This window comes from Streptomyces sp. NPDC056452, from assembly GCF_042796085.1.
In the GTDB taxonomy this organism is placed as follows: Bacteria; Actinomycetota; Actinomycetes; order Streptomycetales; family Streptomycetaceae; genus Streptomyces.
Window position 1 is genome coordinate 106,015 of record NZ_JBHTRI010000004.1, and the last position, 18,268, is coordinate 124,282.

Annotated in this window: 18 protein-coding genes and 1 pseudogene; 9 read left to right on the forward strand and 10 right to left on the reverse strand. The window is 72.0% G+C overall.

Annotated elements, in window-relative coordinates:
* Positions 1-19: 19 nt before the first annotated feature.
* Positions 20-1,033, reverse strand: a complete 1,014-nt coding sequence (locus ACFQ6X_RS05675; RefSeq protein ID WP_383176396.1) for a DUF4349 domain-containing protein — start codon at positions 1,031-1,033, stop codon at positions 20-22.
* 127 nt (positions 1,034-1,160) lie between these two features.
* Here ACFQ6X_RS05675 and hemG point away from each other — a divergent pair, with 127 nt between their 5' ends.
* Together hemG and hemQ are read left to right on the forward strand one after the other, a co-directional pair.
* Positions 1,161-2,672 (forward strand): protoporphyrinogen oxidase, encoded by a 1,512-nt coding sequence (gene hemG, locus ACFQ6X_RS05680; RefSeq protein WP_383176399.1) that lies wholly within the window; start codon positions 1,161-1,163, stop codon positions 2,670-2,672.
* A gap of 4 nt (positions 2,673-2,676) precedes the next feature.
* Complete coding sequence (hemQ, locus tag ACFQ6X_RS05685; RefSeq protein WP_383176402.1) at positions 2,677-3,390, forward strand: hydrogen peroxide-dependent heme synthase; 714 nt, start codon at positions 2,677-2,679, stop codon at positions 3,388-3,390.
* A gap of 228 nt (positions 3,391-3,618) precedes the next feature.
* Here the strand turns inward: hemQ and ACFQ6X_RS05690 are convergent, their stop codons facing one another.
* The 5 genes from ACFQ6X_RS05690 to ACFQ6X_RS05710 form a co-directional block, all read right to left on the reverse strand.
* Positions 3,619-4,401 (reverse strand): TIGR04222 domain-containing membrane protein, encoded by a 783-nt coding sequence (locus ACFQ6X_RS05690; protein WP_383176405.1) that lies wholly within the window; start codon positions 4,399-4,401, stop codon positions 3,619-3,621.
* A gap of 100 nt (positions 4,402-4,501) precedes the next feature.
* Positions 4,502-5,545, reverse strand: a complete 1,044-nt coding sequence (locus ACFQ6X_RS05695; protein WP_383176408.1) for a TIGR04222 domain-containing membrane protein — start codon at positions 5,543-5,545, stop codon at positions 4,502-4,504.
* A 5-nt stretch (positions 5,546-5,550) separates the two neighbouring features.
* On the reverse strand, positions 5,551-6,843 hold the full coding sequence (locus ACFQ6X_RS05700; protein WP_383176411.1) for a DUF692 domain-containing protein: 1,293 nt from the start codon (positions 6,841-6,843) through the stop codon (positions 5,551-5,553).
* Positions 6,844-6,949: 106 nt separating this feature from the next.
* Positions 6,950-7,699: a DUF4142 domain-containing protein gene (locus tag ACFQ6X_RS05705; RefSeq protein ID WP_351171123.1), complete on the reverse strand. Its 750-nt coding sequence runs from the start codon at positions 7,697-7,699 to the stop codon at positions 6,950-6,952.
* A gap of 149 nt (positions 7,700-7,848) precedes the next feature.
* Positions 7,849-8,586, reverse strand: a complete 738-nt coding sequence (locus ACFQ6X_RS05710; protein WP_383176414.1) for a peptidyl-tRNA hydrolase — start codon at positions 8,584-8,586, stop codon at positions 7,849-7,851.
* 72 nt (positions 8,587-8,658) lie between these two features.
* On the opposite strand from ACFQ6X_RS05710, the gene ACFQ6X_RS05715 reads away from it, so the two are divergent.
* The 4 genes and pseudogenes from ACFQ6X_RS05715 to ACFQ6X_RS05730 all read left to right on the forward strand — a co-directional run bounded on the left by ACFQ6X_RS05715 (position 8,659) and on the right by ACFQ6X_RS05730 (position 11,228).
* On the forward strand, positions 8,659-9,336 hold the full coding sequence (locus ACFQ6X_RS05715) for an AIM24 family protein (RefSeq protein ID WP_383176417.1): 678 nt from the start codon (positions 8,659-8,661) through the stop codon (positions 9,334-9,336).
* Positions 9,337-9,380: 44 nt separating this feature from the next.
* Positions 9,381-10,164 (forward strand): annotated as a pseudogene (locus ACFQ6X_RS05720) (ATP-binding cassette domain-containing protein); the annotation flags it as partial.
* A 159-nt stretch (positions 10,165-10,323) separates the two neighbouring features.
* The gene (locus ACFQ6X_RS05725) at positions 10,324-11,034 is read left to right on the forward strand and encodes an ABC transporter (protein ID WP_383176855.1); all 711 of its coding nucleotides are present in this window, start codon (positions 10,324-10,326) and stop codon (positions 11,032-11,034) included.
* 14 nt (positions 11,035-11,048) lie between these two features.
* The gene (locus ACFQ6X_RS05730) at positions 11,049-11,228 is read left to right on the forward strand and encodes a hypothetical protein (protein WP_383176420.1); all 180 of its coding nucleotides are present in this window, start codon (positions 11,049-11,051) and stop codon (positions 11,226-11,228) included.
* Between the two features lie 9 nt (positions 11,229-11,237).
* Here the strand turns inward: ACFQ6X_RS05730 and ACFQ6X_RS05735 are convergent, their stop codons facing one another.
* The 4 genes from ACFQ6X_RS05735 to zapE all read right to left on the reverse strand — a co-directional run bounded on the left by ACFQ6X_RS05735 (position 11,238) and on the right by zapE (position 15,383).
* Positions 11,238-12,098: a polysaccharide deacetylase family protein gene (locus ACFQ6X_RS05735; RefSeq protein ID WP_383176858.1), complete on the reverse strand. Its 861-nt coding sequence runs from the start codon at positions 12,096-12,098 to the stop codon at positions 11,238-11,240.
* 166 nt (positions 12,099-12,264) lie between these two features.
* On the reverse strand, positions 12,265-13,647 hold the full coding sequence (locus ACFQ6X_RS05740; protein ID WP_383176423.1) for an alkaline phosphatase PhoX: 1,383 nt from the start codon (positions 13,645-13,647) through the stop codon (positions 12,265-12,267).
* A 134-nt stretch (positions 13,648-13,781) separates the two neighbouring features.
* Positions 13,782-14,207, reverse strand: a complete 426-nt coding sequence (locus tag ACFQ6X_RS05745; RefSeq protein ID WP_329206326.1) for an OsmC family protein — start codon at positions 14,205-14,207, stop codon at positions 13,782-13,784.
* 84 nt (positions 14,208-14,291) lie between these two features.
* Positions 14,292-15,383 (reverse strand): cell division protein ZapE, encoded by a 1,092-nt coding sequence (gene zapE, locus ACFQ6X_RS05750; RefSeq protein ID WP_383176426.1) that lies wholly within the window; start codon positions 15,381-15,383, stop codon positions 14,292-14,294.
* A 37-nt stretch (positions 15,384-15,420) separates the two neighbouring features.
* Between zapE and ACFQ6X_RS05755 the strand changes: the two genes are divergently transcribed.
* From ACFQ6X_RS05755 to murC, 3 genes are all read left to right on the forward strand, one after another.
* Positions 15,421-16,218: a pyrimidine reductase family protein gene (locus tag ACFQ6X_RS05755; RefSeq protein ID WP_383176429.1), complete on the forward strand. Its 798-nt coding sequence runs from the start codon at positions 15,421-15,423 to the stop codon at positions 16,216-16,218.
* Between the two features lie 157 nt (positions 16,219-16,375).
* Positions 16,376-16,828, forward strand: a complete 453-nt coding sequence (locus tag ACFQ6X_RS05760; RefSeq protein WP_383176432.1) for an indole-3-glycerol phosphate synthase — start codon at positions 16,376-16,378, stop codon at positions 16,826-16,828.
* Positions 16,829-16,872: 44 nt separating this feature from the next.
* On the forward strand, positions 16,873-18,267 hold the full coding sequence (murC, locus tag ACFQ6X_RS05765; RefSeq protein WP_383176435.1) for a UDP-N-acetylmuramate--L-alanine ligase: 1,395 nt from the start codon (positions 16,873-16,875) through the stop codon (positions 18,265-18,267).
* The last annotated feature ends 1 nt before the right edge of the window (position 18,268 follow it).

The following is an 18,268-nucleotide window of genomic DNA, read 5'->3' on the forward strand; positions in this document are numbered from 1 at the left end:
GGAGCCCACGCTACGGCGCTCACGGGGCCGGTGGGACCTCCGGACCTGATGCCGCCCCCGGCGCGGCCGCGGGGGCCTGTGCGGGCGCCCGGGCCGGCGTACGGCGGCGCGGCAGACGCCCGCGCAGAAGCCGCCACAGGAGCACCAGGACGGCCGCGGCGGCCAGGAACGGCGCGGTGGCGCCTATGGCCACCGCGATCCACCGCAGCATCGTCACGAACGCGTCCCAGCCGCCGCCCAGCGCGTCCAGGAAGCCCGTGTCCTCGTCCTCGGGATCCTTGTCCCGCCCGTACGGCTCGCTGAGTTCGAGCGTGATCGTCGCCAGCGAGGTGCGGTCCTTGAGGGAGGCCTGCTGGGCGAGCAGCGACTCCAGGGCGGCCTGGCGGTTGCTCAGTTCACCTTCCAGAGTCACCACATCGGTGAGCCTGGTGGCCTGGTCCATCAGCGCGCGGACCCGGTTGACGCTCGCCCGCTGGGTGGCGATACGGCTCTCGACGTCGACGACCTGTCCGGTGACGTCCTTCGCGTTCGACGTACGGGACAACAGCTTCCCGGAGCCCGCGAGTTTGCGCAGGACCGCGTCGTACTCGTCCTGCGGGACACGCAGGACGAGATGGGACACGTCGTGCGTGTCGTCGAGCCGTTCCGTGGTCTCGTCCGCGACGAGCCCCCCGGCGCCCTCCGCGGCGCCGCGGGCGGCGGCGACCGCCTTCGGCACGCTCTTCACCTCGACGACGAGCGTCGCCGTGCGGATGACGTGCACGGCGATCGCGCTGCCCGGCTTCGGCGCGGAGGAAGCCCCGTCCGCGGACTTCCCGCCGTCCGCGTCCGCCTGGGCGGCCCCCTCCGCGCCCGGCGCCCCCTGCTTCTGGTCGGCCGCGACGCCCTTGCTCTGCGAATCGGCACCGCTGCCGGCACCGCACGCACCGGTGCCGAGCAGCACCACGAGCAGTCCGGCGGCCAGGGCCGCGCGTGAGCGGCGTCGGAGGACATGGGCGGGTGGATGACTGTCCGTGTGGCGTTCGATATGCATAACGCGTCCCCCCAGGGCCGTTGTTGATGGTGCCGGTTCGACGTACGGGGGGCCTGGGAGGGTTGCCTCTCAGCGGTTTCGAAGCGGTCACGGTCGGGACTCGGTCCGGGTTTGAGAGAGTGGACCCATGCAGGGTTCTCTTCAGCGCGACAACACGCGTACGGGTCATGTCGTCGTCATCGGCGGCGGCATCGCCGGACTGGCCGCCGCCCACCGGCTGCTCTCCACCGGTCTGCGGGTCACCCTCCTGGAGGCGACGGAGCGGCTCGGCGGCAAGCTGATGACCGGCGAGGTCGCGGGCACCCGGGTCGACCTCGGCGCCGAGTCGATGCTCGCGCGGCGCCCGGAAGCGGTCGAGCTCGCCACCGCCGTCGGCCTCGGCGACCGGCTCCAGCCGCCCGCCACCGCCACCGCGTCCCTCTGGACGCGTGACGCCCTGCGGCCCATGCCCAAGGGCCACGTCATGGGCGTGCCCGGCGACCCGGCGGCCCTCGGCGGTGTGCTCTCGCCCGAGGGGCTGGCCAGGATCGCCCAGGAGCGCGACCTCACCCCCACCGCCGTCGGCGACGACGTCGCGGTCGGTGCGTACGTCGCCGACCGGCTCGGACGGGAGGTCGTGGACCGGCTCGTGGAGCCGCTGCTCGGCGGGGTGTACGCGGGCGACGCCTACCGGATCTCGATGCGTGCCGCCGTACCGCAGCTGTTCGAGGCGGTGAAGGAGGGCGGCTCGCTCCTCGACGGCGTGCTCCGCATCCAGGACAGGGCCGCCGCCCGGAAGCAGACCGGACCGGTCTTCCAGGGCATCGACGGCGGCATCGGTACCCTGCCGGACGCCGTGGCCGACGCCGTACGCGCCGGGGGTGCGGAGATCCTCACCGCCACCCCCGTACTCGGGCTGACCCGGAGCGCCCGGGGCTGGGACATACGCACGGACACCCGGGTGATCTCCGCCGACGGCATCGTCCTGGCCACACCCGCCTGGTCCGCGTCCACGCTCCTCGCCGCCGAGTGCCCGGCCGCATCCGTCGACCTGGCCGCGGTCGAGTACGCCTCGATGGCCCTGATCACCATGGCCTACCGGCGCTCCGACATCGCCGGGACCGAAGCACTGCGCGGGCGCTCCGGATTCCTCGTTCCGCCCGTCGACGGGCGCACGATCAAGGCATCGACCTTCTCCAGCAACAAGTGGCAGTGGGTCGCCGATGCCGACCCCGGCCTTTTCGTGCTGCGCACGTCCGTCGGCCGCTACGGCGAGGAGGACCACCTGCACCGTGAGGACTCCGAGCTTGTCGACGTGTCCCGGAGCGACCTCGCCGCCGCGACCGGGCTCACGGCCGTGCCCGTCGACACGGAGGTCACCCGGTGGATCGGCGGCCTGCCGCAGTACCCCGTCGGACATCTGACCCGCGTCGCCCGGATCCGCGACGAGGTCGCCAAGCTGCCGGGACTGCGGGTGTGCGGCGCGGCGTACGACGGGGTCGGGATCCCCGCCTGCATCGCCGGCGCCCGGCGGGCCGCGGACGAGATCGTCCAGGACCTCACGGGGAGGACCGCCGGTGCGACCACGCCGGGGAGCGCGGGGGAGATCATTGCCACGCCGCCCCCGGTTCAGGGCACTCGGAGCGAGGCGGGACAATAGCCGTATGAGTGCGCCAGAGAAGCTTCCGAACGCCGGTAAGAAGGCCAAGGACCTCAACGAGGTCATCCGCTACACGCTGTGGTCCGTCTTCAAGCTGCGAGATGTGCTCCCCGCCGACCGCGCCGGCTACGCCGACGAGGTCCAGGAGCTGTTCGACCAGCTCGGAGCCAAGGACATCACGGTCCGCGGCACGTACGACGTGTCCGGTCTGCGCGCCGACGCCGATCTGATGATCTGGTGGCACGCCGAGACCTCCGACGAACTGCAGGAGGCGTACAACCTCTTCCGGCGCACCAAGCTGGGACGGGCACTGGAGCCGGTCTGGTCGAACATGGCGCTGCACCGGCCCGCCGAGTTCAACAAGTCGCACGTGCCGGCGTTCCTGGCCGACGAGACGCCGCGCAACTACATCAGCGTGTACCCCTTCGTGCGCAGCTACGACTGGTACCTGCTGCCGGACGAGGACCGCCGCCGCATGCTCGCGGACCACGGCAAGATGGCCCGCGGCTACCCCGACGTGCGTGCCAACACCGTCGCCTCGTTCTCGCTCGGCGACTACGAGTGGGTCCTCGCCTTCGAGGCCGACGAGCTGTACCGCATCGTCGACCTCATGCGTCATCTGCGGGCCTCCGAGGCACGGTTGCACGTGCGCGAGGAAGTCCCGTTCTACACCGGGCGCAGGAAGTCCGTCGCAGACTTGGTGGCCGGGCTCGCATAGCCAGCGTTCCCGATCACCCGACCCGGAAGATCAGTTGGCGGGCAACGGCGTGCAATGACGCCGCCCGTCGTTCCAGCGACACCGGGTCCGGTTCCGGGGCCACTTCGGCCCCGGACCGGCGAACTGCGGTGGTCTGCGGGGGAGTCAGCCATACCTCCCCGCAGGCCGCCGCTTCTCGTTCTCCACGGTCGATGAGCGGTCGATGAGCGGCCGGTGCGTCCGGGGCCCTCAATGGCCCGAATGCGCCGTGCGGCCGCTGCGCAGAGCCGCCCGCAGCTCCGGGTCCTCCACGGCCCCCACCCCCCGTACCGCCACCGCCGCGAGCAGATCGCGGTCCGCTCCCTGCGCCGGGGCCGGCAGCGAGTCCAGCCACTGCTGCCCGGACGGCGAGGCCCACGGGCTGTACGGATGGTTCTCGACCCGGGCGATGGCCAGGCAGCCCAGGGTGAGGACGAGCGGCAGCCCGAACCAGGCCACCACCGGACCGGCGTACCCGGGGTCCTGACCGGGGATCAGCGCGGCGGCAGCGGCCAGCACCACCACCAGCGCGGCCGCACCCCGCACGGCCCGCACCGCCGACTCCAGGGTCGTCCGGGTCCCGTGCGGTACGGCGAGGCCCGCCGCGACCAGCCGGTCGGCGAGGGTGCGTACGGCCTCGGCTGCCGCGGCAGCGGCCCGTATCGGGGCTATCCGGGACTGCCCCTCCGGGCCGATCGCACGGATCACCGTGCGCTCGACCTCGTCCCGGCCCTCCGGGTCGACGACCGTCGCCCAGCCCGTGTGGGCGAGCAGCAGCCGGCGCCGCAGGTGCATGGAGACGAGGGCCAGATCGGCGACCCGGTGCGGGCCGCCGGCCAGGAAGGCCGTCTCGTACAGGTTGAGTTCGTGAAGGGCGGGTCCGCGCGCGGCCTCGGACGGCCGCTGGGCCGCATTTGCGGTGACGAGGCAGAGCCGGATGCAGGAGATGGCCGCCGCGCCCCACGCGACCAGAAGGAACAAGACCCAGAGCATGGCGGAGTTCTATGCGAGACGGGCATGCGAGCGCCATGGGCTGTTCACGATATGGACGTTTTGTGGTCACGGACGGTCATCGGTGGCCGAAACCGTGCGTTCAGGAACTGCTGCCGCAGCTCGAACCCCCGCTGCTGCTGCCGCAACTCGATCCGCTGCTGCTGCTGCAGCTCGACCCGCCACTCGATCCACCGCAGCTCGATCCGGAACTGCAGCTCGATCCGGAGCTGCAGGAGGATCCCGACCCGTGGCCGCCACCGCCGCCGGAACTTCCGCAGCCGCCGCCTGGGCTCGACCCGGCGCACCACATCACCGGCAGGAGCGCGGCGCTCGAGGCGTAGGAGTCCGTCGAGGGGGAGGACGACCGGGAGGACGACGAGGAGCGCCCGGGCCGATGGCGCGCGGCTGCGAGCAACTGCCCCTGGAGTGCCGGGTCGGGGAGTGCGCCCAGCCCCCGTGTGGCCACCAGGTGGGCCGGGTCGCCCACATAGGCGTGGGCGGCCGCGTAGCCGTCGGCGGCCCGGCGCCCCGCCCTGGTGATCCGCGCCTTGGCCGATGCGGCCGTGAGGCCGCCCACCAGGGCCCCGCCCGCGAGTGCGGGCAGCACCTTCACGATGAACGGGAACGGCATGTCCGCGTAGCCCTCGTGCAGGACGTACTGGAGGAACGTCAGCAGGAGGCTGACGGGGCCGGCCACCAGGCACACCGACAGCTGGGCGATGGCCCAACGGCGGCGGGTCCGGTTCTCCTGCGGTGCGACCAGCAGCCCGCGCGCCGCCAGTCCGTCGCCGATCTCCTGCACCGCAGGATGCCGCATCACGGCCTGCCGCAGCGTGTGCAGGGCGCCGTTCGGGGCGGCGCCCAGCTCCTGGAGCACGGCACGCTCCACCGCGTCCCGGGCCTCCGGGCGCTGTACGGCGACGATGCCCGGGCCGCCGATGGCCAGACGCCCGTCGGTGTGCAGGGCGGTGAGCGCGGTGTCCACGACCCTGGCCGGACCGCCGTTGAGGAAGGCGGCCTCGGAGAGGTCGTGCACATGGGCGTCGGGGCCACCGCCGAGGCGGCCGGCCTTGCGGGTCGCGACGATGAGGAGCGTCGAGGAGACCACCGCGGCGAGAGTCATCAGAAGGGCAAGGGCGTTCATCGGGGTCACCTTCCCATGAGAGCGGTACGGGCCGCCCGGACCAGGCGGGTGCCGCGGCGCGGCGGACGGGCGGCCGCGCGGTCCTGCCACCAGTGGGTCAGCCTGCGACGGGCCGCGTCGTCGGCCGGAGCGCCCGCGACGAGCAGCTGCTCGGCGAAGGCAAGGGCGTCACGACGGTAGCCGCCGGACATGGGCCGGGTCCTGGCGTACGCGAGGAACGCGCTCCGGTAACCGTCGCCGAGGATCTCCGGGAGCTCCGGTGCCACCTTGGCGACGACTTCGGCCCGCTTGGCGGCCAGGGCGCGGCTCTGCACCCCGAGCCGCCGGTGGTCGAAGCCCTCCGGCGCGGGCGTACCCGCGACCAGGGACGAGAGCAGTGCGGTCTGGGCGACGGCGGTGCGGTCGCGGGCACCTGCGGCGCGGCCGGCCGGCTCCGGGGAGCGCGCGGGCGGTCGTCGCAGGGGTGCCGGCACGTCGGCCGCCCCGGCCAGCGTGGCGCGGATCGCGGCCAGTTCGCCCGCCAGTTCCGCGGTCGGCGGGAAGTCGTCGTCGCGCTCCAGCAGGACGCCCGGCGGATCGACCCGTGAGCGGAGCTCGGCCAGCACGTCCAGGACGGGCTGCGTCACGGGATGGGCGTGCGTGTCGTGCCAGACTCCGTCCTTCTCCATGCCGCCCGCCACATGGACGTACGCGATGGCCTCGACCGGCAGTTCGTCGAGGGCCGTCGCCGGGTCCTCGCCCCGGTTGACGTGATTGGTGTGCAGATTGGCGACGTCGATCAGCAGCCGCACGCCCGTCCGCTCGACCAGCTCCGCGAGGAACTGCCCCTCGGTCAGCTCCTCGTCCGGCCAGGAGATCAGCGCGGCGATGTTCTCCAGGGCCAGCGGCACGGGCAGCGAGTCCTGGGCGATCCGCACGTTCTCGCACAGCACCTCCAGCGCGTCCCAGGTCCGCGGCACGGGCAGCAGGTGCCCCGCCTCCAGCCCCGGCGACGCGGTGAGCGGCCCCCCGGCCCGTACGAACGCGATGTGCTCCGTCACCAGCGGCGTGCCCAGCAGCGTGGCCCGCGCCGCCAGGTCGGCGAGGCGGCCCGCGTCGGGGCGGTCGCCGCCCCCGAGGCCCAGCGAGACACCGTGCGGGACGACGGTGACGCCGCGCTCCCTGAGGCGGGCGAGAGACGCCGGGAGGTGGTCGGTGCAGATGTTCTCCGCAACCGCCTCGACCCAGTCGATCCCGGGCAGCGCTTCGATGGCGTCCTCGATCTCAGGCCGCCAGCCGATTCCTGTTCCCAGCTTCATCCGTCCCCCTCCTCGGTCCGTCGCTTCGTGCAGGGGTCATGGCCCCGCCACACGGCGGTGAATCCGAAAAGGGGGACGTTCAGAGCTTGATTTGAGGTTCCCGGGGCTACGGCTGCGGGAGGGGCTCCATCGTGGGTGGCACCGGGCGTGAGGTGAACGACTGGTCCCCGGTCGGCGTCACCGGCACCGGGACCTGCGGGACTCCGCCGTTCGACGCGGGCGGGCCCGAGGGGCTGGCCGTCGACGCGCCCGCCGCCTCGCGGGCCAGGCCGTCGAAGTCGACGAACCCGGTGCGCTCCAGCATGGTGATGTGGTCCAGGACGGTCTGGTTGGCGTCCGAGGCAAGCTGCCTGATCAGCGAGTTGCGCGTGGTGTGCCGGACCTGGGCTATCAGCGCGAAGACCTTGCCGTGCGCGTTGCGCAGCAGGTTGGCGAACTTGCGCTCGTACTCCTGGCCGCTCGCCGCCGTCAGCTCGCGCAACCAGCCCTGCTGGATGTCCGACGGCTGGTTCGGCAGCTCCACGCCGAGCTTGGCGGCCACGTCCCGCGCCCGCCGGTCCAGATCCGTGTGCCCGACCACCAGGTGGTCGCCCGCCTCCTTCATCGCCTCGCTCGGGGCGCGTTCGATGGCCTGCTGTCCCGCCGGCAGTTCCCACAGTCCGGCCAGGCGCACCTTGACCAGGAAGTCCCGGTCGGTCGCGGAGAGCGGGCCCCACTGGGTGGCGACGCTGGACGCGTTCAGATTGGCTTCGCCGGTCCCCGAGCGGTCGGCGTACGACCAGACGGGATAGGCGAGCGCGCCGAGTGTGGCGACAAGTGCCGCGATGATGAGGGCCGTTCCGTTGATGCGTCGCAACAAGAGTGTCTCCCGGGCCGATACGTGGCAGCTCTGAACCAACCGCCAACTGACTCGTCATTCAACCTACTCGTCGGTAATGGCGGTGCGGCAGTACCCGGAGGTACGTATTTCGGCGCAGGGATGTTCAGCAGGAGGGCGAGCGACCTTCAGCGGCGCAGTGCCGGATGGTCCGCGACCACCGTGCAGGATCCCGGCGCGATCTCGGTGAACCCGGCATCGCGCACCACCGGCAGTCCGCTCACGGTGAGTTCGCGCCAGCGGTCCGGGGCAGGGGCGGCCACGGAGAGCGGGAAACCCGCCTCCCGCCACGCCTTGCGCTCGGTGTCCGACAGCTCCCACCAGGCGAGCTGCGCGCCGTGTCCTGCCTGGGCCATCGTCTTGCCCGCCGACATGCCGAGCTCCGGATTCAGCCAGAGCACCGGGCCGGCACCGTCGGGCGCGGCCGGCGGCTCCGGATCGTCGAGGTCCGTGCCCGACACCTGGAGCTTGGCCAGCTCCTTCGGCCAGCCGTCCAGCGGCACCGGCGGGAACACCCGCACCTCGGCCTGCTCACCCGTGACCGTGATCCCGGGCAGCGCGGACGCCTTGCGCCACTCCGCACCGCGTGCGCGCCGCACCACCTTGCGGATCCGGGCGTCCTGCCAGTCCCGCATGAGCTGCGCCCACTCGCCCTCACCGAGCGAGCGTTCGTCGGAGAGCATCGTGAGCACCGCGCGGGCTGCCGTCCGAAGCGCGTCGGTACGTGCCGGGGGATCCGTCTTCTCGATGTGCACCACCAGCGGCAGCACGAACTGAGGTGCCTCGTCGCGTGCCGTCGGCTCGGTGCGGAACGGGCTGTCCGCAGGATCTGCGGGAAGGGTCTCGGGAAGGTCGTCGCTGCTCACGGAGTCCAGTCTGCCAGGCCCCCGCAAACCGGTTCTTGGCGGAAGGCAAGGCTCCGGGTGAGGATGCACGGCATGAAGAGCGACCTCTTTTCCAGCGAGAACATGGCCCAGCAGGCCACCGCCCCCGGTATGTCCCTGCAGAACGCCAAGTCCATCAAGTACGCCGTCAACGGTGAGATGCACGCGCGTCAGGGATCGATGATCGCCTTCCGCGGCAGTCTCCAGTTCGAACGCAAGGGCCAGGGCATCGGCGGCATGCTCAAGCGCGCGGTCACCGGCGAGGGACTGGCGCTCATGGCGGTCCGCGGCCAGGGCGAGGCGTGGTTCGCCCACGAGGCCGCCAACTGCTTCATCGTGGACATGGAACAGGGCGACGTCCTGACCATCAACGGCCGCAACGTCCTCTGCTTCGACGCGAGCCTCTCGTACGAGATCAAGACCGTGAAGGGTGCCGGAATGACCGGCGGCGGCCTCTTCAACAGCGTCTTCAGCGGCTACGGCAAACTCGGCCTGATCTGCGACGGCCAGCCCATCGTGATACCCGTGACCGCCCAGCAGCCGGTGTACGTCGACACGGACGCGGTCGTCGGCTGGAGCGCCCAGCTCTCCACGTCGCTGCACCGCTCGCAGAGCTTCGGCTCCATGGTGCGCGGCGGTTCGGGCGAGGCCGTCCAGCTGATGCTCCAGGGCGAGGGGTTCGTGATCGTACGGCCCAGCGAGCTCAAGCCGGAGAAGGCGTCGGCCAACTGAACCTCCACGGGGTGGGCCGCCGGTACGGCCTCCGCGGCCCCTGGGTGCTGCGCGGGGTCGACCTGGTGCTGCCCGCGCGGGGCCTGCTCCGGATCGAGGGCGCCAACGGGACGGGAAAGTCGACCTTGTTGCGGCTGCTCGCCGGGATCGACGCCCCGTCCGAGGGGCGGATCACGGGCAGGCCGCGTACGGCGTACGTCCCCGAGCGCTTTCCGGCCGCCCTGCCCTTCACGGCGGCCGGCTACCTCGTCCACCTCGGCCGGATCCACGGACTGCGGACCGCGGAGGCGGCCTCGCGCGCTCAGGAGTGGCTGACACGCTTCGGTGCGGCGGAGCACGCCCGTACACCGCTCGCGGAGCTGTCCAAGGGCACCAGCCAGAAGGTCGCCGTCGCCCAGGCGCTCCTGGCCGAGCCGGACCTGCTCGTCCTGGACGGGCCTGGACGCCGAGGCCCGGGACGCACTGGACCGGGCCGTCGGCGCGCGGGTCCTGGCCGGGGCCACCGTCGTCTTCGTCGACCACGATCCGCGCCGCCTGGCCGACAGCGTCGATGCCGTCTACCGGCTGGAAGGCCGCGCCCTCGCCCCGGCCGGGCTTCCGGCGCTGCCGCTCGAACCGCCCGGCCCCCGTGTCCGGATCGACGCGACAGGTCCGGCGGGCGGAGCCCTCCCGCCCGGACTCCGGGGTGCGCTCGCCGTGGAACGGACCGGGGGCGACGCCACGGGACGGGTGCGCCTCACCGTCGCCGCGGCACACTCGGACGCGGCCCTGCGGGCCCTGCTCGAGGCCCGGCCGCCCTGGCACATCGCAGGGGTCGCGCAGATGCCCCTCACGGACCGGGCTGTCACGCGGGAACGAGCCGTGGACGGGGTTGCGGCACCGGGCCGAGCACCTGCCCCGGACCTGGCTTCGGCCCCGGACCGCGGTGCGGCCCCGGACCGCGCCGTGGCAGTGGCACGGGTCCCGGACCTTGCCCCGGTCCCGGTCATGGCGTCGTCCTCGGCGCCCGGGCCCGCACCCCGGGGCGCCACGACCGCTCTGATGCGCTATCAGGCCGAACTGCTGGTGCGCTCGCAGCGCTGGCTCGCGCCCGTCCTCCTCTACGCGGCCTTCCTCGGCGTCGGTGTGGGCGCAGGGCAGCCCCTGCTGGACTCGCTCGGTTACGCCGCCGCCGCGCTGCTGCCCGTCGCCGCGTGGTTCGTCCGGCTCTGCGTCACCCAGGAGCCGCCCGCCGCCCGGACGGTCGCGGCCGCGGCTGCCGGGCAGCCGCGGGTCCACCGCGCCGCGCTGCTCACCGCTCTGGGATCCGCACTGGCCCTGGGCGTCGTGGCCGACGGGGCCGTGCTCCTCATCAGCAAACCGGTCAGCACCGACAACACTGTCGGCATCCCGATTCTGCCCGCCGCCTGCGCCGGTCTGCTCGCCACCGTCTGCTGCGCCCTGCTGGGAGCGGCGGTCGGAGCGCTCTGCTCCCGGCCGCTGCTGCACCGCCGCGGCTGGTCGCTGGCCGCCACCGTGTTCGGCAGCCTGCTCGCCCTGGTGGCCGGCGGCTCACCCGCGAGGTACGCCGTGACGAGCCTGGTCACCGGTTCGTCGGCCGGGACGGTCCCGGTCCCCGTCCTGCCGCTGGCCGGGGCCGCTGTCATCGCGGCGGCAGTGGCCGCCGTCACCTCCCGGCTCACTTCGGTGCGCGGGTGAGTACGCTCGCAGGCATGGACGATGCGTACTGCGGGACGCCCGCGCCGGCCCCCGTACCCGTCGACGCGGGCCCGCCGTACGCCGAGTGCGTGCTGTGCCGGAAGCCGACCGAGTACCCGGAGGCGACGAAGGGCAGCACCCTCTGCCCCGTCTGCGAGTGGCAGGAGGCGGGGCGCACCGCCTGCTCGGGCTGACGCCGGCTCTCAGCCCCTCATCAGCTCGGAGACCTTGACGAAGCGGTACCCCCGCGCGCGCAGCTCGGGGACCACGCGCCGCAGGGCCTCGTCGGTGACGGGCGCCGCGCTGCGCGTGCAGTGCATGACGACCAGCGAGCCCGGCTTCACGCCCGCCAGTACCTGCTCGGCCACCGCGTCCGCGTCCGTGGCGAACGCGTCGCCGCTGACCACGTCCCACTGGACCGCCGTCACCCCGGTGGCCGCCAGGGCCTTCAGAGAGACGTCGTCGTAACAGCCGCCGGGGAAGCGGAAGTACGGCACGACGTTGCGCGCCCCCGTCTTCCGGATCGCGGTGAACGCCCGCTCCACCTCGCCACGCATATCGCCCTTCGCGACCGTCGGCAGCCCGTAGCAGGGGGAGGAGAAGGCGTAGTGGCTGTACGAGTGGTTGGCGACCTCGAACAGCGGGTCCGTGCCGATCGAGCGGGCCTGGGCCGGGTACTCCTGGGCCCACCGTCCGGTCATGAAGACCGTCGACGGCACCTTCAGCCGACGGAGCAGTGTGATCAGACCGGGGTTGTCGAAGTGTTCGCCCGCGGCGGCGCGCGGTCCCTGATCCGCGGTCATGTCCGCGTCGAAGGTGAGCGCCACGACCTTGTCGGCCTTGCCGGCCCTGCCGTTCCTGTCCCCGGATCCGCCGGAGCGGCGCTCGAAGACGGGAGTCAGCCCGGCCGGCCCCGGAGCCATCGTGGGCGGCTTCGTCTGCGTGCCCCGCGCCTTCGCCGCGTGGCTCGGGCTCGGCGCGGCCGACGCGAGGGTCTGGGTGCGGGTGACCTCCGGGTTCCCGCAGCCGGCGAGTACCGCCCCCAGAATCGTCAGCATGGTCATCGTACGAACAGATTTGATCACTGAAGGACGCTAGCTGATGGGCGGTCAGCAATCCCTCCGGCACTCCGGCCCACCGGGGCTCGGAGCCGAGCCGTCCGGGGGCTGAGCGCAGAAAACCGGGGCCGGGCAGCGGATGCCGCCCGGCCCCGGTCGCGCTACCGGTCGCTCAGCGCCAGGGGCCCGTCACGGCGAACGTCGTCCCCGGCGTGTAGCAGTTCACGAACATCGTCCCGCCGTCCGGCGAGAACGTCACCCCGGCGAATTCGCCCCACTCCGGCTCCTCGGGCGTTCCGATGTTCTGCCGCCCCCGCGCCATCGGATAGACCTCCCCGCGCCGTGTCACCCCGAGGACGTGCTGTGCGCCCCCGCCGTCCTCGCACACCATCAGCCCGCCGTCGGCGGCGAGGCAGATGTTGTCCGGGGACTCGCCGGGCAGCTGGATGTCCGAATCAGGACCGAAGACGACCACCAGCGTGAGCCGGCGCCGCTTCGGCTCGTACCGCCAGACCTGGCCGAAGTGGTCGGCCGCCGACCCCTCCGTACTGTGGGCGAAACTGGAGACGAAGTAGACGGACGAACCGCCCCAGTAGCAGCCCTCCAGCTTCTGGGCGTGCGTGATGCCCTTCGGTCCGAAGTCCTGCAGCCGGATCGGGGTCTCGACGGCCTGCGGATCCGGGACGGGTACCCACTCGACCCGGTCGAAGCTCGCACCGATCTCCTGGACGACGGACAGGTCGGGTACCCCGGGCACCCGCATGGCTTCGAGCGCGCCACCGGCCCGCAGCGAACCCGTGCCGCCGAGCGGCTTCTCGGGCAGGAAGCGGTAGAAGAGCCCGAAGGGCTTCTGGAACGCGTCCTCGGTCTCGTACACGATCCCGTTCTTCGGATCGACCGCGATCGCCTCGTGCTGGAAGCGGCCCATCGCGGTCAGCGGTACGGCTCCGGTTCGGCGCGGATCGGCGCCGTCCACCTCGAAGATGAACCCGTGGTCCTTGGTGTAGCCGTTGGTGCCGGCCTTGTCCTCGGTCTCCTCGCAGGTCAGCCAAGTGTTCCACGGGGTGGGGCCGCCCGCGCAGTTGACCGCGGTACCGGCGATGGCGACGCGCTCCCCGAGGACGTTCCCCCGGCTGTCGAGCTCCAGGGCCGTACAGCCGCCCTTGCCCGTCGGGTCGTACGTGAGGCCCTCGACCGTCGGTACGCCGATCTTGCCGGTCGGCCGGTTCTCGTGGTTGCGCACGAGGTGGACCCGGCCGCGGCGGCCCGCGAAGGCGGCCATGCCGTCGTGACTGCTCGGGACCAGGCCCTCGCCGGAGAGAAGGGGCTCACCCTCCCGGGAGAGGACTCGGTAGCGGAAGCCTTTCGGCAGGTCGAGCAGTCCGTCGGGGTCGGGCACGAGGGGGCCGTAGTCGCCGTGCCCCCGGGCGACGGCGGTGCCGGCGAAGAGTTCGGTGAAAGCCCCGGCGAAGGCGATCGAGGCGGCGGTGGCGCCGGTGCCGGCCAGGACCTGTCGTCGTGTTGCGCGTCCTTGAGGTGCTGATGCTGATGACATGAGGCAACTCCCTGTTGGCGGACAGGTGAAGTGACCCGCATGTGTGTACCACGCGTAGTGTCGCGCGGGAACCATGCGGGCCACTGTGCCTCGATGTGACCCAGGGACGGACGTGCTCCCCGGGACAGGTGGGATCAGGCCAGCGAAGCGCTGAGCGTGATCGTCGTGCCCGTCAGCGCCTGGCTGACCGGGCAGTTCACCTTGGCGTCCTCGGCGGCCTTCACGAAGCCCGCCTCGTCCAGACCCGGAACCTCGCCCTCCACCGTGAGGTGGATGCCGGTGATGCCGGTACCGGGCTGGAAGGTGACCTCCGCCTGGGTGTTCAGCTTGGTCGGCGGGGTGCCCGCCTTGGCCAGGCCGTTGGACAGAGCCATCGAGAAGCAGCTGGAGTGCGCTGCGGCGATGAGCTCCTCCGGGCTGGTCTTGCCGTTCGCCTTCTCCGCGCGGGAGGGCCAGGAGACCGGGTACTCCCCGATCCCGGAGGAGTCGAGGGTGACAACGCCCTTGCCCTCGAGCAGGTTGCCTTCCCAGACCGTGTGCGCCTGACGCGTGGTAGCCATGCTGGATCCCTTCAAACGGTGTGCGCGGTTATACGGGACGTACGCGGTGCCGTGAGGCTCCTCGTACGCGGTACGCCCCCGAACCTACTGCGCCACCAGACCCTTTGCGTCACGCGCCAGTGCCGTCAGCCTGGAGATCGCCCGGAAGTACTTCTTCCGGTACCCGCCGTTCAGCATCTCGTCGCTGAACAGCTGGTCGAACGGAAGACCGGATGCGAGCACCGGGACCTCGCGGTCGTACAGCCGGTCCGCGAGCACCACCAGACGCAGCGCCGTCGACTGGTCCGGCACCGGCTGCACATCGGTCAGGCAGACCGCCGTGATGCCGTCCGTCAGCGCTCCGTAGCGGCTCGGATGGACCCGGGCGAGATGGTCGAGCAGGCCGGGGAAGTCGTCCAGAGCGGCGCCCGGGGTGGCGTACGCGGCCCTGGTGACCTGCTCGTCGGAGTACGGCGGCGGGGCCTCGGGCAGCCCGCGGTGACGGTAGTCCTCGCCGTCGATCCGCAACGGCCGGAAGTGGGAGGACAGCCCCTGGATCTCGCGGAGGAAGTCGGCGGAGGCGAAACGGCCCTCGCCGAGCTTGCCGGGCAGGGTGTTCGAGGTGGCGGCCAGCGCGACCCCCGCCTCGACGAGCCTGCTGAGCAGCGACGACACCAGGACCGTGTCACCCGGGTCGTCCAGTTCGAATTCGTCGATGCACAGGAGCCGGTGGCCGCTCAGGGTCTGCACGGTCTGCTGGAAGCCCAGCGCGCCGACCAGGTTCGTCAGCTCGACGAACGTGCCGAAGGCCTTCAGCGAAGGGGCGGCCGGGGTGGCGTGCCACAGGGAGGCCAGCAGGTGGGTCTTGCCGACGCCGTAACCGCCGTCGAGGTACACCCCCCGGGGCCCGGTGGGCGGCGCAGGCTTCTTGCTGAACCACTTGCGTTTTCCCGCACCACTGGCGTGCGCCCCGCCGAGACCACCGGCGAAGCCGCTGAGCACCTTGACGGCCTCGGTCTGGCTCGGCTGGTTCGGGTCGGGTACGTACGTATCGAAACGCACCGCGTCGAAGCGCGGAGGCGGCACCATCTCCGCGACCAGGCGGTCGGCGGGGACGCGCGGCTCGAGGGCGCACAGGGACTGCGGGGCCGTTTCGGCTATGGGGCTCTGCCCCGGCACGGCGGTGGAGGACGACACAACTCTCCACCTTAAGGGCCGTGCCAGACTGCGGGGCATGCGACGCCTGCTCCCTGTGACGGACCTGACAATCGCGGACCCGGCAGATGCCGCCGGGAAGACATCCGCAGCCAGCGATCGCGAGTGGACACTCGACGAACTGGCCGACGCCTACGCGTACCCCGGGGGCAGCCGCCCCTGGCTCCGCGCCAACATGGTCTCCACCCTGGACGGTGCGGCCCAGCACGAGGGCCGCTCCCAGGGCATCTCCAGTGCGACGGACATGCGGATCTTCGGCACGCTGCGGGGGCTGGCCGATGTGATCGTCGTCGGCGCGGAGACGGTGCGGCTGGAGGGCTACCGGCCCGCCCGGGCCCGCGATGCCTTCGCCGCCCGGCGCGCGGCGGCCGGGCAGGGCCCCGCCCCCGCGATCGCCGTCGTGAGCGCGAGCCTGGACCTGGACTTCTCGCTCCCCCTCTTCGTCTCGCCCCTGGTCCCGACCCTGGTGATCACCGGGGCGGCGGCACCCTCCGACCGGATCCATGCGGCCCGGGACGCGGGTGCCGAGGTGCTGATCGCCGGGGACGGCGCGGCCGTGGAGCCGGCGCGGGCGGTTGCGGAACTGGCCGCGCGCGGCCTCACCCGGCTGCTCACGGAGGGCGGACCACGGCTGCTGGGGCAGTTCGTGGCGGCCGGGGTGCTGGACGAGCTCTGTCTGACCGTGTCCCCGATGCTCACCGCGGGGGATGCGCAGCGCATCGCGGGAGGCCCCGGGGTGACCTTGCCGGAACGTTTCTCCCTCACATCCCTGCTGGAAGAGGCGGGATTCCTCTTCACCCGGTACGGGAAGATCTGACACTTAGCGGAATTTCCCGTTCCGGTTAGCTTCGGGTGGGCACACTTAGTCCTGCAGACCCCGTGCAATTGCGGGGAAGGATGGTTTCAGCAGCAGCGGCCGTCCAGGGCCGACGAGATGAAACGGAAGGGCGCCTGCCGTGTTCACAAGCGTTTTGATGATCGAGAAGCCCCTCACTCCCGAGGACGTGGAGTTCGTCACCACCCTCCACGGCGAGGAGCAGATCTCGTTCGTCGTACTGATGCAGCCGCGCGGTGACCAGGCCGATGTCCTGCTGCGGGCGATCGACGACGTGGCGCTCGGCGAACTCAGAGAAGCGGCCCGCGAGGGTGAGGAGCCGGAGGGCAAGGCGGCGCAGGAGCCTGCCGCGGTCGCCCTGGAGTACTCGCTCCAGGAACTGCGCAAAGCGGGATCCGAGGCCGTCGGACAAGTGATCGAGGACCACCCCCTGGACAAGCTGAAGACCGTGGTCGACGACTCCGGGGCCGACGAGGTCATCGTGCTCACCGCACCGCACTACGTCGAGGAGTTCTTCCACCGCGACTGGGCGTCCCGGGCCCGTCACAAGGTCGGCGTACCGGTGCTCAAGCTCTTCGCGCACAGCGAATAGGCTGGGCGGACCACATCCACGTCACACCTTCGGGAGACACACGCATGGCACCCGGTATTCCTGCCGCCCTTGAACGGCCGCACTTCATCGGCATCGGCGGCGCCGGGATGTCGGGCATCGCGAAGATCCTCGCCCAGCGAGGAGCGAAGGTGGCAGGCAGCGACTCCAAGGAGTCCGCCACCGCCGAGGCCCTGCGGGCGCTGGGGGTCACCGTCCACATCGGGCACGCCGCCGGTCACCTGGCGGACGACGCGTCCTGCGTGGTCGTCTCCAGCGCCATCCGCTCGGACAACCCCGAGCTGGTCCGCGCCGCCGAGCTGTCCGTGCCCGTCGTGCACCGCTCCGACGCGCTCGCCGCCCTGATGGAGGGCCTGCGCGCCATCGCGGTCGCCGGTACGCACGGCAAGACCACCACCACGTCGATGCTCGCCGTCGCCCTGTCCGAGCTGGCCCTCGACCCCTCGTACGCCATCGGCGGCGACCTGGAGGGTCCGGGCACGAACGCCGCGCACGGCGGCGGCGACATCTTCGTCGCCGAGGCGGACGAGAGCGACCGCAGCTTCCAGAAGTACGACCCCGAGGTCGCGATCGTCCTCAACGTCGAGCTGGACCACCACGCGAACTACGCGTCGATGGAGGAGATCTACGACTCCTTCGAGACGTTCGTCGGCAAGGTCGTCCCCGGTGGCACCCTGGTCGTCTCCGCCGACCAGCAGGGCGCGGTGGAGCTGGTCCAGCGGGTCCGCGACATCTCCTCGCTCAACGTCGTCACCTACGGCGAGTCGGAGACCGCGGACGTACGGGTCCACAAGGTCACCCCGCGCGGGCTGACCAGCGAGGTCACCGTCGTCCTGGGCGGCAAGTACCTCACCTTCACGGTCTCGGTGCCCGGCAGCCACTACGCCCACAACGCGGTCGCCGCCCTCGCCGCCGGTGTCGCCCTCGGCATCCCGGCGCACAACCTGGCCTCCGCCATCGGCAAGTACACCGGCGTCAAGCGCCGTCTCCAGCTCAAGGGCGAGGCCGCCGGGGTCCAGGTCATCGACTCCTACGCGCACCACCCCACGGAGATGACCGCCGACCTGGAAGCCATGCGCGGCGCGGCCTCCGAGGCCCGCCTCCTGGTCGTCTTCCAGCCCCACCTCTTCTCCCGCACCCAGGAGCTCGGCACCGAGATGGGCCAGGCACTCGCCCTCGCCGACGCCTCGGTGGTCCTGGACATCTACCCGGCCCGCGAGGACCCGATCCCCGGCATCACCAGCACCCTGATCGTCGATGCCGCGAAGGCGGCCGGGGCCGACGTCACGGCCGTCCACGACAAGGCGGCGATCCCCGCCGTCATCGCGGGAATGGCGAAGCCGGGCGATCTGGTTCTCACGATGGGAGCGGGCGATGTCACCGACCTCGGCCCGCAGATCCTGGACCACCTGTCGAGCTGAG

Bases quoted from the DNA above. Each gene is read 5' to 3' on its own strand.
- ACFQ6X_RS05725 (WP_383176855.1), top strand. From the start codon at position 10,324: ATGGCGTCGTCCTCGGCGCCCGGGCCCGCACCCCGGGGCGCCACGACC.
- ACFQ6X_RS05755 (WP_383176429.1), top strand. From the start codon at position 15,421: ATGCGACGCCTGCTCCCTGTGACGGACCTGACAATCGCGGACCCGGCA.
- ACFQ6X_RS05700 (WP_383176411.1), bottom strand. From the start codon at position 6,843: ATGAAGCTGGGAACAGGAATCGGCTGGCGGCCTGAGATCGAGGACGCC.
- ACFQ6X_RS05735 (WP_383176858.1), bottom strand. From the start codon at position 12,098: ATGACCATGCTGACGATTCTGGGGGCGGTACTCGCCGGCTGCGGGAAC.
- murC (WP_383176435.1), top strand. From the start codon at position 16,873: ATGGCACCCGGTATTCCTGCCGCCCTTGAACGGCCGCACTTCATCGGC.
- ACFQ6X_RS05715 (WP_383176417.1), top strand. From the start codon at position 8,659: ATGAAGAGCGACCTCTTTTCCAGCGAGAACATGGCCCAGCAGGCCACC.
- ACFQ6X_RS05740 (WP_383176423.1), bottom strand. From the start codon at position 13,647: ATGTCATCAGCATCAGCACCTCAAGGACGCGCAACACGACGACAGGTC.
- hemQ (WP_383176402.1), top strand. From the start codon at position 2,677: ATGAGTGCGCCAGAGAAGCTTCCGAACGCCGGTAAGAAGGCCAAGGAC.
- ACFQ6X_RS05760 (WP_383176432.1), top strand. From the start codon at position 16,376: ATGATCGAGAAGCCCCTCACTCCCGAGGACGTGGAGTTCGTCACCACC.
- hemG (WP_383176399.1), top strand. From the start codon at position 1,161: ATGCAGGGTTCTCTTCAGCGCGACAACACGCGTACGGGTCATGTCGTC.
- ACFQ6X_RS05690 (WP_383176405.1), bottom strand. From the start codon at position 4,401: ATGCTCTGGGTCTTGTTCCTTCTGGTCGCGTGGGGCGCGGCGGCCATC.
- ACFQ6X_RS05695 (WP_383176408.1), bottom strand. From the start codon at position 5,545: ATGAACGCCCTTGCCCTTCTGATGACTCTCGCCGCGGTGGTCTCCTCG.
- ACFQ6X_RS05745 (WP_329206326.1), bottom strand. From the start codon at position 14,207: ATGGCTACCACGCGTCAGGCGCACACGGTCTGGGAAGGCAACCTGCTC.
- ACFQ6X_RS05675 (WP_383176396.1), bottom strand. From the start codon at position 1,033: ATGCATATCGAACGCCACACGGACAGTCATCCACCCGCCCATGTCCTC.
- ACFQ6X_RS05730 (WP_383176420.1), top strand. From the start codon at position 11,049: ATGGACGATGCGTACTGCGGGACGCCCGCGCCGGCCCCCGTACCCGTC.